Genomic DNA, 20,462 nt, shown 5'->3' with positions numbered 1-20,462 from the left:
TTTTGGAATATGTAAGAATTTTTTTTAAAATGGGGATTCCAGCTCGCAATTTTTATTACAATGCAGGAACCGAGATAAAATGATAAAGTAAATTCAATTTCTTTATTTGATGCCATAAGAGGATAATTTTACCCAGTTTAGGAGATGAGATGACAGAAAACATTGCAAAATTAGTAGTTCCATTACCAGAAGACGTTTTAAAACTGAAGAATTTTGGAGACTTTGCGGGTGCCGAAAAACTGATCAATTTTAAATTAGAAAAAGACATCTCTGAAATTTTAAAAGAACGTCTGCGTTTAGAATTGGATATTTTAAAAGTCATGAAGGAAAATGAGTATCCTTATGATTTAAAGCAAGCAGTTGAGGTAATGAAGGAAAATCTGACTTCTTATGACAATGGTGAGCTAGAGGAGTTAAAGGATCAAGGGCTGGTCGATTGGATGTACATAAACGGAGATGTTCATTTTCAGCGTCGATTCTTTTTAAATCTATCCAGCACGGATCCGAAATACAAAGCACGTTTAAAGCAGCAAGAAAATAACGAAGAGCGGCAAAACGAGCTTAACGATAACGTTCGATTAATGAAAGAGAAGGGGTCTCGCAAAGTTAAGATCCGACTTAGATCTTCAATTAAGGTGAAAAAGAATCACGAACGTGTCGGTGATTTTGTGAGGGTTCATCTGCCAATTCCCAAAGACTGCCAGCAAGTTTCTGAGATTAAGATATTGCGGACAACGCCTGAAGCAACAGTAATTGCGCCAGTTGATTCAGCACAGCGGACAGTTTGTTTTGAGACAAAATTAGAAAGCAATCAAGAATTTTCGGTTGAATATGAATATGTAAATCAGGTTAATTACGTCGAGCTTGATCCTAAAAAGGCAGAGCCCGTTGATATTACGAGTGATTTAGGCGAACAAGATCCGCACATCAGATTTACGCCGTTTTTAAAAGCACTCGAAAAAGAAATTATCGGCACTGAACAAAATCCAATTAAGCAGGCGCGGAGAATTTATGATTATGTAACAACGAAGGTGAATTACTCTTATATGCGCGAGTATTGTACAATTGACAATATTTCTGAGTATGCGGCTGTAAATCAGAAGGGGGACTGTGGGGTTCAAGCGCTTTTGTTCATCACGTTATGTCGGATTGCAGGAATTCCGTCCCGCTGGCAGTCGGGACTTTATGTTACGAAATTTTATACTGGTTGTCATGATTGGGCACAGTTCTATGTTGCACCGTATGGCTGGGTATTTGCTGATTTGTCATTTGGCGGCAGTTCTTATCGGAGCAATAATTTAGAGCGTTGGAATTACTATTTTGGTAATTTAGATATTTACCGGATGCCAGCCAACAGTGAAATTCAAGCACCTTTTACACCTGAAAAAAAGCAGTTTAGAGCCGATCCAGTTGATAATCAGCGTGGTGAATTTGAATATGTTGATGAGGGTATGATTTATGCTAATTTGGAAGTCGCACAAGAATTGATCTCGATGCAGGAGCTGGATTGAGTTTGGTAAATTATGAAACGCCGCAAGTTGTTGACGCAGAATCTTTATGGCAATTAATGGCTCAAATCGATCGCGAAACAAAATTTACGCTGTACGAGACAGATGAAAGAGAATATGATTTAGAACCTTTAAAAAAGTTAATCGAAAATGCCAATCGAGGAGTCGATTTCTTGCAGACAGCAAGCTGCGATGAGCAGATGATTGGGTATCTTTTGGCTCAAAGAGGCAGACATCGTAGAAATCGACATGTAGCTTCAGTTGTGGTGGGAATCATTGCTGATTTTCATAACAGAGGAATCGGTTCCGCTTTATTTCATAATCTCGATCAGTGGGCGCAATTAAATCAGATTAAAAGGTTAGAGCTAACGGTGGTAGAGACTAATGTCGCTGCAAAAAGGCTCTATCAAGCGCAAGGCTTTGAGGTTGAAGGAGTTAGACAGCGTTCGATATTACTGGACGGTCGGTACGTTAATGAGATTTATATGGCGAAATTACTGTAGGTGAAGTGAATGCTGCAGAAAACAATAAAAAGGCTGCAGAAAGGAAAATGAGTTTTTGATGATTCTAATATTGATTGAGTGCAATTCTGATTTATTCAGGAAGTACCTGATAATCTGCTAGAATTTGATCTTTTTGAAAAAGTTTAAGAAATTTTAAAACAAATTATTTATTACTTATTTTAAGTAAGTCATTGCTGCTTTTTAAACGTAAGTGCTGTATAATTTTTTTGAAGGAGTTGGTGTGACATGAAAACTAAGATAATAAGTCTTTTCGCAGGAGTTGGCGGAATTGATTTGGGTTTTTCTATGACGAATAAATTTGAGACTATATATGCTAACGAATTTGATAAATACGCTCAGGAAACGTTCGCGCAAAATTATAGTAAAAAAATACTTGATAGACGTGATATTCATAGTGTCGAAACAAAAGATATCCCTGATGCAGATATTGTCATAGCAGGATTCCCTTGTCAGCCATTTAGTATTGCAGGGTACAGGAAAGGTTTAAGTGACGAAAGAGGAGATTTGTTTTTTGAAACATTGAGGGTTATAAAAGCTAAACAACCTAAAGTGGTTTTTCTTGAAAACGTCAAAAATTTAGTCACTCATGATCATGGAAATACTTTTAAGGTTATTAGAGAATTTTTAGTACATGCTGGATACTTTGTGAAGTGGAAAGTATTAAATGCAAAGGATTATGGAAATATACCTCAAAATAGAGAACGTATATATGTTGTTGGATTTAAAGATCGAAAATCTTTTGAAAAATTTGAATTTCCTACACCTGTAAAGTTAATTAAACCATTATCTGACATCATAGAATATGACAAAACTGTTGATGAAAAATACTATTATAAGGAAGGTAAACAGCCTTTTTATAATAAATTAGCAGAAGAAATGCAAAATCCTGATTCTGTGTATCAGTGGCGAAGAATTTATGTACGAGAAAATAAAAATGGGGTAATTCCTACTTTGACTGCAAATATGGGGACAGGGGGACATAATGTTCCTCTTATTCTTACCTCTGATGGAAGAATAAGAAAATTAACTCCAAGAGAAACTTTTAATGCTCAAGGTTTTCCAAAAAGTTTTAAACTTCCCAAAATTGCAGATTCTCATTTATATAAGCAGGCTGGAAATTCTGTGGTTGTTCCATTAATTAAGAGAATTGCAGATTCCATTTATATGGCTCTTACAGATGAAGATATGAGTTTACCAGATACAGAAAATAAATTTTCTCTTATATATACATATATGAATGGAAGAATGGCGGGGTCATCATATCAAGTTGAGGTTTTGAAAGATGTTGAATCTTTAAAAAGAGATTCGAAATCTTATTCCTATTCTATTTATGATAATGATGATTTTTATAAAACAATCAAAAGTGGTGGGGAACACGAATTTTTAACAATTGTTGGTTAATATTGATTTACACAAAAATTTAGTTAAATCTCTTAGTGGAGTCTGAAAATGACAGTTTGGGAATTTTATAGCAAAGAACAGCAGCAAGACTATATAAGTTTTATAAAAATGTATGCGTCTTTATCAAAAATGTTTAATCAAAAGTCTAGTACAACAGGTGCTCCTTATTTGGATTCAAAATTTCAAGAAACCATTTATTCTAGAAGTTTTGGCGCAAAAGAGGTTGATGTTGGAAATACACCACATGATATGCTTTCTGTTTTGGTTCTAAAAGAATAGGCATCGGAATTAAAACTTGGCTTAACAGTAGAGAATCATACCAAAAAGTAATGCAGTTAAAGGCTTATAAATCTGAGATAGAGAAAGTTATAATCAGTGGAAAATTGGAAGATATAGCCTATAAAATATCTTCAATAAAAAACGAAAAATTAAAAACTGATTATGCTAGGCTTGGATTAAGTGATAATGGTTCTGATAACATTTATCATTATATAACTCGTGATGAAGGGAAGCTGGTTATTCACGAAACTGCTTATCCGCTTGTGAATATTAATAATTTAAAAGAATTCAATATGACCAAAACATCATTTTCCTTCACAGATGGACTAAAGGACTATAAATTTACTTTTGGAGACAGCCAAATATGGATGAAATTCGGTAAAACTTCTGACTGTACATTGATAGATGAAATTTATGTAGGTATAATTGATGATCCTTTTCAATTTTTGAAGGAAGCTTTTGAAAATAGAAATAAAATTGTTCTTTATGATGATATAAAACCAAAAGAAAAGTCAGATGCGGTTTATCTCCCTTTATATTCAATACAAGGTAAAGGCGAAGTGCCTTCTAAGTCAGGATTAAATGCTTTTAACGGTGCCAAAATCTCGTGGCAGTAATAGAGATCGTCCTGAAGCAGAAGCTTATATACCAATTCCCGCAGAATTTAGAAATAAATACCCGTATTGGTTTGATGATAGTGTAGATATACGTAAGTATGATCAATATAAAACAATTACGGGAAAATCTTCAATAGAATTAGAACTTCATTTACCGAATGGCAAAGTTTATCCTGCTAGGTTGGCTCAAGAAAACTTCAAATCACTGCAGACAAACCCACAAAGTGCTCTTGGTAAATGGCTTTTATACGATGTACTTCATCTTGAGAAAAAAGAAATAGTCACGAGAACAATTTTAAACAAAGCTGGCTTTGATTCTGTAAGAATTTGGCATGAAGATCCTGATAATAAAAGGAGTTATGGATAGATTTTGCACCGTTAGGCTCTTATGAATTATTTATGGGGCGCAAAGACAGCAGTGATTTTACTGATTTAAATGATGATTGATGCTAATTTTAAAAATTTATTCTGTTATTTTTATGTGGAGTATATTTTGTCTAATCATATTATTACAAGAGAGCAGAGATCTTTCAACATGTCTCAAATTCGCTCTACCAATACAAAACCTGAAATTAAACTTAGAAAAGCTTTATGGAACAGAGGAGTTAGGTATCGAAAAAATCTTAATACACTTCCTGGAAAACCTGATATAGCTATTACTAAAAGTAAAATTGCGGTATTTATAGATGGTGAGTTTTGGCATGGTTACAAATGGAATGAAAATAAAAATAACATCCATAGTAACCGTGATTATTGGATTCCAAAAATTGAAAAAATATAAATAGGGATAAAGAAATTAATCAGCAGCTTAAGATGATGGAATGGAAAGTTCTTCGATTTTGGTCAAAAGATGTAATAAAAAATACAGAATATTGTGTAGAGAAATTTTATTGTTGGTTAGAAGTTAAAAATCTGTAAGAGCTTTTGCTAGAAGAGAAAATTAAACGTACAATCAAAACGTTTGTTCGTCATATAAAAAAAAGCCCATCTTTCTGAATTGTTGTTTTCAGAATTATAAGGCCTTTTTAATGTCTATCGTGCTACTTATCCATCTTTTCAAACTGCTCAATTAGTTTCTCTTTAAGTTCTTTTTTCTTTTTAAATGATAGATCCAATTTGGTATTAATTTCATTAACCTTGCTGTTTAGGCTGGGGTTATTTTTGATATCGACGCCAGGAATGAATAATTGGTAGGCTTCGAAGATATCTTCTGAATTATAGCCATTTTCATACGCCCAGCGGTTAAGTTCGAGTTCTTGATTCTCTTTGTGAATTTCCTTAATGACATTTTTAAAACTTTGCGACGTAAAGTGCTTATGGAAATGTCCCGCCAAGATACCCTCTAGCAAGCGTTTTAAATCTAACTCCTCCATTGATTTTGATGATTCGACGTGTTCTTTGATTGCAGCTTCGTTTTCTGGCGTTTTTTCATCCATATAGTTATTCAAAAGCTCGATTAAGTAATCGTAGTCAATGATCTCACTTGAATATTTTTCAACCGAAATTTTGTAATCAGTGAAATCCATTGTTTCTTTTTAGGCAACTTTTCGTTGACATCATTCATTCGGGCCTGCAGAGCGCTGAGCTCATCAATTGACTGGATCGGGAGTTCAACAGTTTCGCCAGTCGAGTTGCCAGATTCATCTACTTTTTCCACTTCTGTACCGAATTGGAAACCTTGCTGCACCATTTTTTGAACGGCACTGTTAACTTCTTGAGCAGTTAAAACGAACTTCATTTGTTCTTTTTCACCAACTGGTTCTTGAGAGAAATCATCGCCTGCCAGTTTCTTGAGTTCCTCAATTTTTGGCGTAATATCCTCGATTTGGGTTGACATTTTAGGGGCTAAAATATCGTTGTTCATCAAATCTTGCTGTTCTTTTGGCGATGACGGCTTTTCGGCATCAGCGATCGTGTCGTTACCTCCTTGGTGTAGATGACAAGAGCCTGACTGACATTTTCCTCCATCAGCTCACCTTTGCGGTAAAAACGGACTTTGCCGTAAGGTTTTGCTTCTTTGTTGAGAACTCGATTAGTTCGAGACATCGCCTGGATGAGCAATCCTTCAGCTAAAACTTTATCAAGGTAGATGATGTTAACGAATTTTGAATCGAATCCGGTCAGCTGATGATCTGAGACGATTACCAGATCAAGAATGTCGTTGGGGTCATTGTGATTGTATGGCTTTTTGCGAGCAAGACGCTTAGTGATGTCATTTAGAAAAGAGCGCTCAGAATTAGGGCTATCAAGAAAGTTCATTGTGTTGAACATTTTTTGATAGTCGGACATCGCAGTTTTCAAAGATTCCTGCAAGTTTGCGGTGCCAACTCCGTTGTCTTCGTCGCGAGAGTAGACATTGTAACCTTGAGTTGAGGAGCCAAGGTTTTGAATAAATTATAGTATTCGACGGCAGCTTGTTTTCCTGAAACGGCAACATTGCTTGGAAATACTTCTTCTGACGAATGCCGCCGATTAAGGGGCCGGATGAATTGTTGTCATCCAATGGTCAATAATGTCTTGAACGACTGATTCATGATAACTAGTGGTATTGTAGACCGCTTTTTCCATCTCTTTGTCGGTCTTTTGATCGCTATTTTCAGCTTCAATCGCAGTTTTGTAATAGCTAACGTCAAATCCGAGGACGTTGCCGTCACCGATTGCGTCTTTAATCGTATAACGGTGGAGTCTTTTGCCAAAAATATCATAGGTCGAAACGTTGCGCGACGTTTTGATATCTTTGACCTCATCGGAGTAGAAGTTAGGCGTCCCTGTAAAACCAAACCAGGTTGTCTTTGGCAGGCGCTTTTTTGATGCGAGAAACAGCATCGCCACTAGCCGAACGATGAGCTTCGTCCATAATGATAACCATGCGCTGCTCAGATGTGAGCCCTGATTTCACAGCTTTGTCGAGACCTTGGACAGTGATGAGAAAAACGTGAGAAATTTGATCTTTGATGTCTTTTTTCAGCTGATGACCGTCAACGATTTTAATCCGATTTTCGAAAGTTTTATAAGCGTAACTTTTGAAATTTTCGTAAGTTTGATTAACAAGATCGACTCGATCCACGATAAAAAGCACGTGCTGAACCCTTGGCATTGCAGCGATTAACTGGGCAACCTTAAACGAGGTGACCGTTTTTCCAGAACCAGTGGTGTGCCAGATGTAGCCGCCTTCTTTTTCGACGAGATGGTTTTGTTCCATTTCCCGCATCCGATCAAGGATGGCGCGCGTTGCTTGGATCTGATATGATCTCATGACCATGAGGTTGTCGTTGGCGGCATCCGGGATCATGTTGGTTGTCACGAGACGATGAAGTGCCGGATGCCCATTTCCTGATGAGTGAATTCCATTGTGTTGGTGACATCTTTTCCTTCGTCATCGCGCCAGCCGAAAACAAAATCGCGGTGTAGGAATCGCAATTTTTAGGGCGAGCGAGATAGTGAGCAGAATGCTGCGAGAGGATGAATTGAACCTGCACGAAGCTCATCAGACCAGTGTACATCCGTCTCCATCGTATTTTTGTAACTGCTCAAAAGCGTTCCACTGATTTTGCAGCGCTTCGTCTTTTTCTTCGACATGAGCAACGGGCAGGCCATTGATTAGGAGCAATGTCGATCCGTCGCTTTTGGCTGAGTCGTCGGGAGATGGTTAAAAGTGATCTGGTTGACGACCTCGTACTCTGATCGGCCGCCAGCAATTTCGTCGCCATAGAATATTTCAATTTCTAGTTGTGTGCCGTCGTCACGGGTTAGCGGAAGAGTTCCAATGTTTCCGGCACCGGCCAATACAAGCTGTGCTTCGTAGGGCGTCTTGTTCTTATTGAGTTCAATTTTAAGCGAGTTGAACTCCTGGTCTGAGAGAGGTGTACCGTCCAATTTAGTGCGATTGTTGCGATTTAAATGTCACGCCAGTGGTCGTACAATTTATCATCGGAGCAGCCGGAGAGGACTTCGTTGTATGTCCAGCCTTCGCTTTGGAGTTTGGTTAGGATCGCTTGTTCAAATTTTTCTTCTGCCTTTTTGGCCTTTCTAGGTGTTTTTAGTGGATGGTGCATGGATGTCAGCTGTAATTAGACAAACATTTTTTGAGAAATGTGCTTTTTGAGTTCTTCAATTTTTTGGGATTTGTGTTCGCTCATGGCGATGAGCTCGTCGATTTTGGCGAATAGTTGGCCAATGCGAGTTTGTTCGGGGATAGAGGGGATGGAAATAATTTTATTTTCCATCTCAGCTTTTGTAACATGATCATTGTTGAGCCATTTGTATTATTTAAAAGCTGGGATTTATCGGCTTCCAATATTTGTAATGTGAAATTTAGTTTGAGTTTTTCTGATAATTCTACTTTCCAAATATGGTAATGAAATATAACTTTTTTACCTTTCCAAATGATCCTTCAATGTTAGTCTTCGTCCCTACACTACTACTATGATGATGGTGCAGTTTTAACGACAGCTAACGTTCCTCAGAATTTCAAGAATTTAGTAAGCAAAACTCTTGTTGCTGGAAATCCTGACTTTGTTGATGCTAGCGGTAAAGTTTCAAATAACAAATTACAGCAGGTTCTTGTTAGTTCGTTCCTTAGCAGCTGGCAGCAAAATGACGGCAGTTTTAAACAGACTGACTCTGGTCTTGGGTTAGGTCTCCCCTATACATGTATGGCGGTTTTGGAATCAGCAATTCTGACAGCAAGAATTCATATACCCAGTGGCCTTTAGGCTACAGTGATAACAGTGGCGATTACAAGAATGCAGTGAACAGTTTTTCAGGCGACTTTTATCGTGGCGGAACAGATCTTAAGGCAGCCGATGTAAAAATTTGATTAAAGGGATTCCTTTTAACGCTCTAACCGCTGACGTTAGTAAAGTAGATATCACAAACCTGGTACTTATCCGGTCGTTTATACCTACACCAATCCTGACAATGCGAAAGATACCGCAAGTATTACGGTTCCAGTAACTGTGTCGGAAGTTTCAAAACCAATTTTTGCATTCCAAGGAAGCGCTGATTCGACAATTAATGTTGATGACAGCTTTAACGAAAATGAGTACAAAGTAGTCGGATCATGGGCAATTTTTAACAACTACGGCGGTGACTACAGCAAGCTGCCTAATTTTGAAGGCATCGCTAAGAATAATGATGGATCTCCAAAAGTAACGATCACGGGGCATGTGGATACTCATACTCCTGGTATTTATCAATTAACCTACGAGGCCACGAGTATTAGCGGCGAAACTACGACAATGATTAGAAAAATTACCGTTTTGCCGAAAAGTATTGCTACCGATTGGACGATTACCGATATGAAGGCCGTTGGCTACATTAACTATGTTCCAAATTACGGAATTATGGTTTTCAATGCGCCAGCCGGCAGTGCTACCGGTCAACGATTAGCTCACACTACGGCGTGGAGAATCAGCCAAAAAGCAGTTAATGCTAAAGGGATGTTTTCTATCGCGTTGGCAAGAATCAGTGGATCAACGGGAGATATGTGTCATTTAGTCCAATCAGCACTATGGCTCCGCTAAAAGGCGAGATTGAAATTGTCTACGTGAGAGGTTATGGCGTTAACATTTGGAAGAGTGCCGGCACGACTAATAGTTACTACATGGATAGAAATTGAAACATGGAAGCAAGTGGAAGACTTTTGGTCTTCAGAACGGCTTTTACAAAGTTGGCCGAGATCAGTGGGTTCAAGGAGATTTCGCTAGATACAAAGCATATAAATAAAACAATTGAATGATTGAGTTCTTTTTTGCGTAATTTTCTTATAGACGGAATTATCGTCGAGAAAGGAGCAAGAGATGTTAAATCATATTGAGAAAATGAAGCTCGATTACGAATCAGGTCTGGAGACCCAGTGGACAATGGGAAGAGCCGAAGGTAAAGTCGAAGGTAGGGCCGAGGGAAAAGTACAAGGAAAAGTTGAAGGAAAGCAAGAGTTTGCCCGTAAGTTAATGAACAAAGGCATGTCCATTCAAGAGATTAGCGATTTAACCGATCTCAGCATTGAAGAAATCGAGAAACTTAAATAGATTTTAAGACAAGAGAAAGTAGAATTTGAGAAATTGAGTTCTACTTTTTTTCTTTTCAAAACTCGTTCTACTTTTAAATTTTGGATTTACTTATAGACACTTCTGAACCTAAAAACTGATTATAAACGACGTATTATTAAATCGTATACTAGTTAGATAACTAAATTTTGTTTCATATTTTGCAAACTTAAGATTTAAAAATGCGTGAAAAGTTTCATAATTGCGGTATAATTGAAACTAAGTTTCACAAAGAAGGAGAAAGTAATGAAATTTAAAGTAGCTGGTTTAGCTAGTACTGCATTGCTGTTATTATCACCTATAACAGGTGCTTTTACTGCAGCTATTAATACTAGTACAGTTCACGCGGAAATAATTGGGATTACGACGTTGATAATCCTGGCATCAATTCTTATGATGCACTTTTGCAAAATGCTGGTCCTAGTGATGGGATCGTTGATTGGTATCCTGCTAAGGATGCATTGGGAGACAACCCGACAGGACAAGAATTAGTTAAAGAACTAATCGACCTTTCAATCGCAACGAACGATTCAAGCTCTAATGCTAGAAAAGTTCTTTTTAACGATACTGTAGGTAACCTTAACGATATTCGCTCTGAATATAAAACTACTTATGATAAATATCCCGTTGCCTTAGGATTTATTGCGCAAATTCTTAATTTTAACAATTCTAAGTCAGGTCTGGTGCAAAACTTGAACAAGACGCAGTTGACGGAGATCAAGATCCAACTGATAGTGATGGAAATTCTGTTATTGCAGGCAAAATCAAAGAAATCCAGCCGATCACGCTGCACAGATTGGAAAAAATGTTTCTGACGTTTTAGGCTCAGCTTTCTTTGGCGACCCGGATGATGCTTACGCTCAGATTTATTTGAATGGTTACGACAACGTTTCGCAAAACGAAGCTAATATCATTCGTGAATCAACAAGCAGTATTACAATTGTTGCTCAAAGTAAGTCAACAGGCAAAAAGGCAACAGCAATCTTCAAACTTAACAATAAGACCCTCCCTAAGGGTGCTGACGGCATGAAGCTTAATAATTACGTTGATAATAGTGTTTATGCCCTTGACAATAAAAACGGTAATGGCGAGATCGCTGGCCTTAATATGACTACTGCTTCTCAGTCCACAATTGATAACCTTAATTTTTCAAAGCAGTCAACTTTTTGGGCTAGCGGTACAAAAAATGCTAATGCTAAAGATGATGGTGCAGGAACAATCGTTGTACCTCGCGGCACAACTGCAAAGCAAGTTGCTAAATTAATTGCTGACCGTAAGCTTGATGGGAACAACTCTCTTCGCGAATCAGCTCCAATGAAGGCTGTTCAAGCGGCCAAAATGCCTGCTGACGCCGGTGCTGATAACGAAATTGCAGGAGCACCTACAGGCAGTAACACTTGGAAAGATGTTTCTATGATCATTTTTACGAAAGTACAGGAGTTGCTAAAGCAAACGGTTCAGGTAGTGACTCATTATATAACTTTGCTGACAGTATTAATACTGGAATTAATGGTCCTGATAACCCAGCTTTTTCTTTTTTCTACGATAAATGAAAATCGTGAATACAATGGGCCATTTAACTCAAGAAATGGTTGGTTTGGTCAAAGCTACAATACTACCAAAATGAATACACGTATGATTGATACAAATGAACTTTTTGACCCAAGTAAGACTGGAAAATTTACTAATAAGTCTGCAGCTTCTTTACCAGGAGTTAAACAATCGGAAGCGACACCTTTTGATTCAGATGATGTTTCTTTGGGCCACGCAAAAAATATGACCGATTTAAAAAGTAAGGTCGCTGGAGTTTTAGATGATAATAGTGAAAAAGCAACTAATGTCGGAAAAGTTACACATTTATTCCAACCGTCTGATTATTTTAAAGAAGCTTATGATGCTAACCATTTTGTTACAAATAGTCCTTCTTTAAAAGATAATAATGTCGATGATATTGCAAGTAAAATCGCAAATAATGGTAGTTTCTCTGGTACTGATGTAAATGCTCAAATCAAAAAAAGCTTTACATACGAAACACCTGTTTCTGCTTGGCTTTATAAGTCTTACAATAACCCGTACTCTACAGTTGTAAGTAGTGCAGGTGCAAAAACTGTTGATGGTAAAACGCTTGATGAAACAGTTTCTACCGCAAATTCAACCGTTCAGCCTCAAGAATATCTTGATTTATCAAATCCTAATAATCAGGAAGCAAAAGACGATCCAAAAAATATAAAACTTTCTGAAAATATATCACCTATTTTTGTTGGTAATTATAATCCTTCTACATATGAGTTTGATGCAACTCCAAGTGGAACTAATCCCGTATTCTTCTGGGCAGGAACATTTAAGAAGGGTTTGCCATCTGATTCTACCAATATCTTGACAATTGATTTTAATACGATGATAAATGGAACATCAGGATCAGTAGGACTTCCTAGTGTAAATACTGGAAATAAAATCATGATTCCAGCGGGTACGTCAGGAACTTTGGTAAAATTGGAGCAGTAGGATCAGATACAGATAGTAGTTATGGTTCTGGCTCTACTACTGGAAAAGAAATTGGTCAATCAACTATTGATAATTCTGGTATAGGTATAGGTACTGGTAAAATAAATGGGCCAGGGGGACTTGTTATCAATGGATCAAATCAGAAATGGGTTATGAATGGAAAAAACATTGGCCTAGAAAATGGTTTGAACGGAGAAACTTAAACTTCAATAACCCTTATGACAAAATGGAAGTTTGGGATAATTCCCAATATTTTGTTCAAACATGGGATAAAATAAGACAACTAAAGAAGCGCAGGGTGACACATTTGTTCCTACAGATAAACCTGAGCCTTTATATAATATAAACATCACAAAAGATCCTAATCAAGCAGGTGGAATAAATTCAGATAGTTTTGAAAAGAAAACTTTGTCAGCTGTGGATTCACCTAATTTTGAAGCCAAGTATTACTATTCTGGATATTTTGAACTAGCTCCTGATGGTTCTGGTGACTATACAATTAAAAGGTTTTTAATAGGTAATCACCTTGCTCAAACTGCAGCATCAACGAGAGCATATTTCAACTCTAATCTTTACAATAATCCTAACGGATATTTTGCTAACGATTTAAGTACTGGGGAAGCAAAAACTTACACAAACAACAGCCGTTTCTTCGTATCACAAGACTTCTCTGTAGGACCTGTTTCAACAGATATGGTTAGTGATCCTGGTGGAACCGACCTCACAATTAATGGAGTAACTTATCCAGCTTCGAAAGGAACTAATCCAGAAGTTAATGCTGAAAAGATTATCGAATTTACAGCTAAAATAATGATCCTACCCAAAATCCCGCAAATCAATTAGCAGATCCTAAAGTTAAAAACGAATTCACAGCCGATAATGGTTACAAATTAGTTTCACTTGATGAAGCAGCTGAAAAGCAAGGAACAACAGTTGATGCTTTAGCAAACGAAGTTGCTAAAGTTACTGGTAAATCAGTTCAAACTGTTAAAAACACTAAATGGCTTGAAGCATCATTACCTCGTGTTAAAACAAACGCCGGTCAAGCTCGCATTAACGTCGTTGTTTATGATAAAGAAGCAGTTCCTGCTCCTACTAAGCAAGATACAAAACCATCATTTTCAACTACAGATTTAAGCAGCGGAAATGATCCATTTAATGTAAGCTTACGTCCTTACACAACAACTTACGATGACGGTGCTGTTTTAAAAACATCAGACGTCCCTGATAGTTTTAAAAACTTGTTAAGCACAACTCTTACTGCTGGCAATCCAGATTTAGTTGACGCAACTGGTAAAGTTTCAACAAATAAATTACAGCAGATTCTTGTTAGTTCATTCCTTGGCAGCTGGCAGCAAAATGACGGCAGCTTTAACCAAACTGATTCTGGTTCTGGCGTAAGCTCCCACTCTACTTGTATGGCGGTTTCGGAATTAGTAATTCTGATACTAAAAATTCATACGCTCAATGGCCAATGGGTTACATTGATAACAGTGGCGATTATAACAACGCAATTAATAGTTTTTCCGGCGACTTTTACCGTGGAAGTGCAGACCTTAAAACAGCAGATGGCAAGACTACTATCAAAGGAATCCCCTTCTCTGCTCTAACAGCTGACGTCAGCAAATTAGATATTACAAAACCCGGTACTTATCCAGTAGTTTATATATACTAACCTGACAATGCTAAAGACACTGCAAGCATTACAGTACCAGTTACTGTTAGTGATGCATCAGCACCAGTTTTTGCCTTTCAAAATTCTAAAGATTCAACAATTAAGGTTGGTGAAAGCTTTAACCAGAATGACTACAAAGTTGTAGGCTCATGGGCAATTTTCAACAATTACAGCGGCGACTACAGCAAGTTACCTAATTTTGAAGGCATTGCTAAAAACAGTGACGGAACACCACAAGTCACAGTTAGCGGAAATGTTGATACAAATACACCTGGGATCTATCAGTTGACCTATAAAGCAGTAAGCACTAGTGGTGCAGTAACAACAATGGTTCGTAACGTTACAGTTTTACCGAAAGAATCAACAACAGACTGGACGATGAATGATATGAAGGCAGTTGGATATATCAACTATACTCCAGGATATGGTATTATGGTTTACACTGCTCCAGCAACTGGTGCAAAAGGTCAGAGATTAGCTCACGGCACTTCATGGAAGATCAGTCAAAAAGCAGTTAATGCTAATGGCGACACTTTCTACAAGGTCGGAACTAATCAGTGGATCAATGGAAAATACGTAACATTCAGTCCAATTAATACAATAACTCCTCTCAAAGGTGAAGTTAAAATTGTCTATAAGAAAGGTTACGGTGTTAACCTTTGGAAGAGTGCTGGAACAACTGGCGGCTTCTATACTGGTCGTAAATTAAAACACGGCACATCATGGAAGACAAGCGGTAAGCAGAACGGCTTCTATAAAGTCGGTAAGGATCAATGGATTCAAGGCGACTACGCAAGTTATAAATCATATTAATACATTAAATTTCATAAATTCTCTACACGTTTAAGTAGGATTCGGGGCAACATACCGAGTCCTATTTTTTATAGAAGTGTAATTCTTGATCATAGAATATTATTATGCTATCCTAGTATTGCCAAAGTTTATGTATAGAATGGTTTTTTTATTTTTCTTTATGTTCTAGGATGGCTACGACGAGTAGACCAAAAATAGAAAAGTTAACACTTGGAATTTGCATTCCTTGAATAAGTTTGTTTTACATTATATATTTAAGTACAAAAAGAGCCGATGCGCTAACATCAGCTCCAATGTAAGCCGCTTCAAAGGCGGTGGCGATATTATAAAAATGGATTAAGCCATCCTATAAACTCTCCAAAGTTTTACATAGGACGGCTTTTTGTTATCTACTTTTGTGATCTAAAATGGCTACGATAAGTAGACCAAACGAGATCAGCAGAGTTAACACTTGGAACGTATCCAAGAATGCTGTTCCTTTCTATAAGATTTAGGTTCATAAAACCACCACCTTTCGAAATTTCACAGCCACCGCCCTCAAAACTTCTTACTGAATTAGTATACCAAATGATAATTTTATAGAAGCGCTTGAAGAACAATCCATTACATTATATAATTTAGGTATAAAAAGAGCCGATGCTCAAACACCAGCTCCAGTGTAAGCCGCTTCAAAGGCGGTGGCTCATTATATTAGATTAGTAAAATCGTCCTATAAACTGACCCAAGTTTAGGTAGGACGGTTTTTTTTATTTTTCTTTGTGTTCCAGAATGGCTACGATGAGTAGACCAAACGAGAACAGCAAAGATAAAACTTGGAACGTATCCAAGACGTTGCGCCAATAACAAAGATTTAGGTTCATAAAACCACCACCTTTCGAAATTTCACAGCCACCGCCCTCAAAACTTCTTACTGAATTAGTATACCAAAATGATAATTCTATAGAAATACTTGAAGAACAATGGATTACATTATATAATTTAAGTACAAAAAGAGCTGGTGCGGTAACACCAGCTCCAGTGTAAGCCGCTTCAAAGGCGGTGACTAAATTTATAAAACTTACAGTCGTCCTATAAACTTGTCAAAGTTTTTGTATAGGACGGCTTTTTTCGTTATCTGTTTTTCTGATCTAGAATGGCTACGACGAGTAGACCAAACGAGAACAGCAAAGATAATACCTGGAACGTATCCAAGACGCTGTTTCCTTTCCATAAGATTTAGGTTCATAAAAACCACCACCTTTCGAAATTTCACAGCCACCGCCCTCAAAACTTCTTACTGAAATAGTATACCAAAATGATAATTTTATAGAAGTGCTTGAAGAACGATATATAATTTAAGTACAAAAAGAGCCGGTGCTGCAACACCAGCTCAACTTAGTCCACTTGCCTCATAATTTCTCAAATTCATTAAATTCCAGAATCGTTTACGAGCGTAAATGTAACTTGACCAGTATAGTGACCGGTTGCTGGAATATCAATTGGGTTAGTTTTAATTGCTAAATTCCAAGGTATTGAAATATTATCTTGATAACCTGCACCCGCAGCACCCGTGTGAACGGTTTGTGCAGTTGAAGTTAAATTGTACTTATTGCCAGTGTCTGTATCGTAAAACCAAAGAGGGTTTCCACTAATGGATTTAGTCGAGTCCGTATCCAATTGCATTGGTTTAGTAACAGAGGCTTCAATCTTCCAAGTTTTACCTTGACGAGCATTTCTTGTATCAGTTTCGGTGAAAGTCTGGTTAGTGCTTTTCACTTCTTTATTGGTAAACGCTGGTTTTTGGAATCCAAAATCAATTAATGCATAAGTATAAAATGTTTGCCATCCAGTTTGATCCCAGACATAAGTTCTAACGTCGCGACGGGTTACAGAATCAGTCGTAATTTGACTCGCTTTAAGAGTTGGTCCCTTAGGATCGTGAGGCGTTCCTCCGGTACCTAATTCCTGCCATTGTGGATTAGTAGCATAGTAAATTGGTGTTGGCTGATCCAAATCGTTGATTTGAGTTCCGCGAACTGGATCGGTAAGTAGAGCTTCTTCAATTACTGAATTCGGTCCAAGCGTTAATTTCCAAAGAGAGGGAGTATTTTTAGTAATCCAAGTACGAAGGTAACCGGGAGTTCTCCTGATATTAAAACTACTTAAATCCAAACTAGTTAATTTGGTACAACTCTGAAATAAACTATTGAAATTATCGACTTTATTAGTGTTCCAATGATTTACATCTATACTAGTTAATCCTGCACAACCAGAAAACATTCCATTAATATTTGTAGAATTACTAGTGTCAAAGTGACTAACGTCCAATTCTTTCAAAGCGGAACAATCAGCAAACATAAGTTGCATATTTGTCACCTTACTAGTATCAAACTTACTAACGTCCAAACTTTTTAATACGTAGCATAGTCTGAACATCTGAGCCATGTTAGTTACTTTATTTGTTTTAAACTTATCCGGATCAAATTTTAAATCGGTCATTTTTCCGCACCAATAAAACATATATTGCATATCGGTTACTTCACTAGTGTCAAAGTTTAAAATATCTAAATTAGTAAACTGCTTGCAATAAGCAAACATGTAAGCCATATTAGTCACGTGAGTAGTGTCAAAACCTGTTACGTTAACTGATAATAAATTCATGCAGCCATTAAATAGTCCTGCCATATTAGTTACTTTACTGGTATTAAAATGACTTACATCGATATTAGTTAATAATTGGCACGTAGCAAACATCGAAGCAATATTAGTAACTTGGCTGGTATCAAAATTAGATACATCTAAACCAGTTAATGATGAATCACGATAAAACATTCCAGCCATATTAGTAACCTTACTGGTATCAAAATGTTCAACATGTAAAGAAGTTAGTGAATCACAGCTTTGAAACATATATTGCATATCAGTTACTTGACTGGTATCGAAATGAGATACATCTAAACTAGTTAACAACTGACAACCATTAAACATGGATGCCATATTAGTTACTTCACTAGTATCAAGCATTTCTAGTCCTTCAATAGATGTCATTTTGCGTAATGGTGAAAACAGTTTGATTAACGATCCTCTTGCTGTAACTCCGGGTGAAATTATTGCTTTAACTATTTCTGTATTGAGTACACTATGTTTTGGATACCATGGCCAATCCTGTTGAGTATAACCGCTAGTATCAACCCAATTGACATGATCTCGATCCCAGTTAAGTTCGTGAGGATAGATTGTTAAAACATTATTACTATCAACGTTCCACCAAAGATAATCACTCAAATTAATCGTCTGCATTTTAGCAGGATCAAAATTATTGTTTTTGTCTACTGCGATCACATGCAGATACTTGTTAATCCCGTCGGCGCGGTTTACATTAACCGTTCCCGACCCAGTCCCATCCGGCATTAAATTAAGATTAGAGACCTCGCCATTTACATCTTTGATTGGAGTTACTACACCATTAGGATTATTGTCAATTTGATAAACATATCCTTTTAAACCGCTGGTGATCGTCGATTTAACCACGTCTGAGTATTTAGTGGCACTTGCTGTTTTGGCTTTTACTCGGTAAAAATAATCTGTTCCCAGATCAGCGGCCTTAATCGTAATAGTTGCTTTATCATTATCGGTTGTTACTGTTGTCGTCGGCTTTTCCGGCGCGGCACTGTCTTTAACTGTATGGTCCTCACCATGAGTGGTCATATTTAGGGTGCTGGTATAGTAAATCATATTAGCAATAATCTTTGCTTCATCAGGTGTACAGGCACTCATCCCGTTGAAAATCGAATGACCAGTTTGGATCATCGCATAATTGTTTTTGGTAACGAGATAGAAATTATTATCAGCAATTCGATGCCCATCATCACCAGGTACTTGATTATTATTTTCATCAAGATAATTAATATCTTTCGCTTCTCCAGCAAAAGAAAACGGCGGTTCGTATTCCATCCACTTTTGTGCCCCGCCTTGATATAAATAGTATTGGCCGGACGAATGCGAGAATTTGATTTCCAATGTCTGATCTAACGTAAATTTATATGGGTATTGATTTAAAAATCCATCCATTGAAAATTTAACTTTAGTTGAGCCTAACCCAACGTTTCCCCCACTGCTGGGATATCCTGGCAATATTTTTAATCCTAGACTAGGACCAAATTGAGCTAAATATGTATGAGGATAATATACTGTATCGTGCCCCAAGATAATTGAACGTCCAGTTTGACCGTAAGCAACTGTTGCTGCATACGAAGTTGCGTTCAAATCGTTGTTAGGTCCATTCCCCCCGTTACCATCTTCAGAACCGAAATAGACACCGTCATACTGATAATTTCCTGCTGCGTCTTTTAAGTACTGATTGGGATTACTGTTAAAATCAGCGAAAGACACTGGCACAACGTTAATTAACCCCATCGAAACAGGCTGCCCCGTACCAGGATCAATTTGATTCATCCAAGTCTGAAGGTAATTACAGTTATCGGGGTAGACATTAAGAATCGTTATGTGTTTACCGTAATTAGTGGGCGGAATTTGCCATAAAGCATCATTGGTTGGCAGAGTTGAGTCATTAGTTCGTTGAATCACGTAACCATCAGAAATATCAGGGACACTGTCCCAGTCTAAAACCTCAAATGGCTGATTAGAAACATTGATCTGATTATCAACTTTGAGGCGAAAATCGTTAGTTTTGACAACTGTTCCAAGAGTTTGAGGACTAACGCCGCTTCGTCCCTGAGGCATTAATTTACCCTTTTGTGACAAAGATTTAGCTGAATTGGCTGAAGTTTTGCTTGAGTTATTTGATGACGTTAAATTATCAGCACGACTGTTTTCTCTAGGCATGATACTACTAAAGGCAAACAATACCATAAATCCCACGATGAAAATTAATGGCAGCTTTGCTTTTTTCCAATTCATTAATAAATCCTTTCAGTTGTGAAAAATTGTCTTTAACCCGATTCTAACATCCCGTTAGGGTTCTTTTTATTTACCTTTTAAAAAAAAATTTATCAAAAACCTAGAAATCTTATTTTTTATGATTGGATTAATTAAAAGCTCGGAAGCATTCAAATAACGGACGTGTTTCTTCATATTAAATGTGTTCAGCG

At 37.3% G+C, this 20,462-nt stretch carries 20 protein-coding genes and 2 pseudogenes; 16 read left to right on the top strand and 6 right to left on the bottom strand.

Going from position 1 to position 20,462, the window contains the following annotated elements:
- Positions 1-149: 149 nt before the first annotated feature.
- From R8749_RS10450 to R8749_RS10870, 8 genes are all read left to right on the top strand, one after another.
- The gene (locus tag R8749_RS10450; RefSeq protein WP_317696565.1) at positions 150-1,511 is read left to right on the top strand and encodes a transglutaminase-like domain-containing protein; all 1,362 of its coding nucleotides are present in this window, start codon (positions 150-152) and stop codon (positions 1,509-1,511) included.
- Positions 1,512-1,513: 2 nt separating this feature from the next.
- Positions 1,514-2,011, top strand: a complete 498-nt coding sequence (locus tag R8749_RS10445) for a GNAT family N-acetyltransferase (protein ID WP_317696563.1) — start codon at positions 1,514-1,516, stop codon at positions 2,009-2,011.
- Between the two features lie 246 nt (positions 2,012-2,257).
- Positions 2,258-3,433 (top strand): DNA cytosine methyltransferase, encoded by a 1,176-nt coding sequence (locus R8749_RS10440; RefSeq protein ID WP_317696562.1) that lies wholly within the window; start codon positions 2,258-2,260, stop codon positions 3,431-3,433.
- A gap of 48 nt (positions 3,434-3,481) precedes the next feature.
- Positions 3,482-3,712, top strand: coding sequence for a hypothetical protein (locus tag R8749_RS10435; protein ID WP_317696649.1), 231 nt, complete (start codon positions 3,482-3,484; stop codon positions 3,710-3,712).
- Between the two features lie 50 nt (positions 3,713-3,762).
- Positions 3,763-4,329, top strand: a complete 567-nt coding sequence (locus R8749_RS10430; RefSeq protein WP_317696647.1) for a hypothetical protein — start codon at positions 3,763-3,765, stop codon at positions 4,327-4,329.
- The gene (locus tag R8749_RS10425; protein WP_317696645.1) at positions 4,307-4,696 is read left to right on the top strand and encodes a hypothetical protein; all 390 of its coding nucleotides are present in this window, start codon (positions 4,307-4,309) and stop codon (positions 4,694-4,696) included. Before R8749_RS10430 ends, R8749_RS10425 begins: the two co-directional genes overlap by 23 nt.
- 126 nt (positions 4,697-4,822) lie before the next feature.
- Positions 4,823-5,110 carry a very short patch repair endonuclease gene (locus R8749_RS10420; RefSeq protein WP_317696643.1) on the top strand — a complete coding sequence of 96 codons (288 nt, stop codon included), beginning with the start codon at positions 4,823-4,825 and terminating at the stop codon, positions 5,108-5,110.
- 32 nt (positions 5,111-5,142) lie between these two features.
- Positions 5,143-5,247: a hypothetical protein gene (locus R8749_RS10870; RefSeq protein WP_425613196.1), complete on the top strand. Its 105-nt coding sequence runs from the start codon at positions 5,143-5,145 to the stop codon at positions 5,245-5,247.
- A 122-nt stretch (positions 5,248-5,369) separates the two neighbouring features.
- On the opposite strand, the pseudogene R8749_RS10865 reads toward R8749_RS10870, so the two are convergent.
- Both R8749_RS10865 and R8749_RS10385 read right to left on the bottom strand, forming a co-directional pair.
- Positions 5,370-8,384, bottom strand: a pseudogene (locus tag R8749_RS10865) (DEAD/DEAH box helicase family protein).
- A gap of 15 nt (positions 8,385-8,399) precedes the next feature.
- Positions 8,400-8,564, bottom strand: a pseudogene (locus R8749_RS10385) (restriction endonuclease subunit S); the annotation flags it as partial.
- 416 nt (positions 8,565-8,980) lie between these two features.
- On the opposite strand from R8749_RS10385, the gene R8749_RS10380 reads away from it, so the two are divergent.
- The 8 genes from R8749_RS10380 (at position 8,981) to R8749_RS10345 (ending at position 15,372) form a co-directional block, all read left to right on the top strand.
- Positions 8,981-9,148 carry a hypothetical protein gene (locus R8749_RS10380; RefSeq protein ID WP_317696626.1) on the top strand — a complete coding sequence of 56 codons (168 nt, stop codon included), beginning with the start codon at positions 8,981-8,983 and terminating at the stop codon, positions 9,146-9,148.
- A 139-nt stretch (positions 9,149-9,287) separates the two neighbouring features.
- Positions 9,288-9,854, top strand: a complete 567-nt coding sequence (locus tag R8749_RS10375; RefSeq protein ID WP_317696624.1) for an immunoglobulin-like domain-containing protein — start codon at positions 9,288-9,290, stop codon at positions 9,852-9,854.
- Between the two features lie 276 nt (positions 9,855-10,130).
- The gene (locus R8749_RS10370) at positions 10,131-10,361 is read left to right on the top strand and encodes a hypothetical protein (protein WP_317696622.1); all 231 of its coding nucleotides are present in this window, start codon (positions 10,131-10,133) and stop codon (positions 10,359-10,361) included.
- A 422-nt stretch (positions 10,362-10,783) separates the two neighbouring features.
- Positions 10,784-11,194 carry a hypothetical protein gene (locus R8749_RS10365; protein WP_317696619.1) on the top strand — a complete coding sequence of 137 codons (411 nt, stop codon included), beginning with the start codon at positions 10,784-10,786 and terminating at the stop codon, positions 11,192-11,194.
- A 55-nt stretch (positions 11,195-11,249) separates the two neighbouring features.
- Positions 11,250-12,884 (top strand): hypothetical protein, encoded by a 1,635-nt coding sequence (locus R8749_RS10360; RefSeq protein ID WP_317696617.1) that lies wholly within the window; start codon positions 11,250-11,252, stop codon positions 12,882-12,884.
- Between the two features lie 408 nt (positions 12,885-13,292).
- A complete protein-coding gene (locus R8749_RS10355; protein WP_317696616.1) occupies positions 13,293-13,727 on the top strand; it encodes a hypothetical protein in 435 nt (144 codons plus the stop codon).
- A gap of 398 nt (positions 13,728-14,125) precedes the next feature.
- A complete protein-coding gene (locus R8749_RS10350) occupies positions 14,126-14,494 on the top strand; it encodes a hypothetical protein (protein ID WP_317696614.1) in 369 nt (122 codons plus the stop codon).
- 92 nt (positions 14,495-14,586) lie between these two features.
- The gene (locus R8749_RS10345; RefSeq protein WP_317698562.1) at positions 14,587-15,372 is read left to right on the top strand and encodes an immunoglobulin-like domain-containing protein; all 786 of its coding nucleotides are present in this window, start codon (positions 14,587-14,589) and stop codon (positions 15,370-15,372) included.
- Between the two features lie 385 nt (positions 15,373-15,757).
- Here the strand turns inward: R8749_RS10345 and R8749_RS10860 are convergent, their stop codons facing one another.
- The 4 genes from R8749_RS10860 to R8749_RS10340 all read right to left on the bottom strand — a co-directional run bounded on the left by R8749_RS10860 (position 15,758) and on the right by R8749_RS10340 (position 20,271).
- On the bottom strand, positions 15,758-15,838 hold the full coding sequence (locus tag R8749_RS10860; RefSeq protein ID WP_425613232.1) for a putative holin-like toxin: 81 nt from the start codon (positions 15,836-15,838) through the stop codon (positions 15,758-15,760).
- A gap of 280 nt (positions 15,839-16,118) precedes the next feature.
- Positions 16,119-16,232, bottom strand: coding sequence for a putative holin-like toxin (locus R8749_RS10855; protein ID WP_425613195.1), 114 nt, complete (start codon positions 16,230-16,232; stop codon positions 16,119-16,121).
- A 250-nt stretch (positions 16,233-16,482) separates the two neighbouring features.
- Positions 16,483-16,563, bottom strand: a complete 81-nt coding sequence (locus R8749_RS10850) for a putative holin-like toxin (protein ID WP_425613231.1) — start codon at positions 16,561-16,563, stop codon at positions 16,483-16,485.
- 216 nt (positions 16,564-16,779) lie between these two features.
- Positions 16,780-20,271 (bottom strand): BspA family leucine-rich repeat surface protein, encoded by a 3,492-nt coding sequence (locus R8749_RS10340; protein ID WP_317696612.1) that lies wholly within the window; start codon positions 20,269-20,271, stop codon positions 16,780-16,782.
- Positions 20,272-20,462 lie beyond the last annotated feature (191 nt).

This window comes from Xylocopilactobacillus apis (assembly GCF_033095965.1).
Lineage (GTDB): Bacteria > Bacillota > Bacilli > Lactobacillales > Lactobacillaceae > Xylocopilactobacillus > Xylocopilactobacillus apis.
This window is presented reverse-complemented; position numbering and strand designations above follow the sequence as displayed.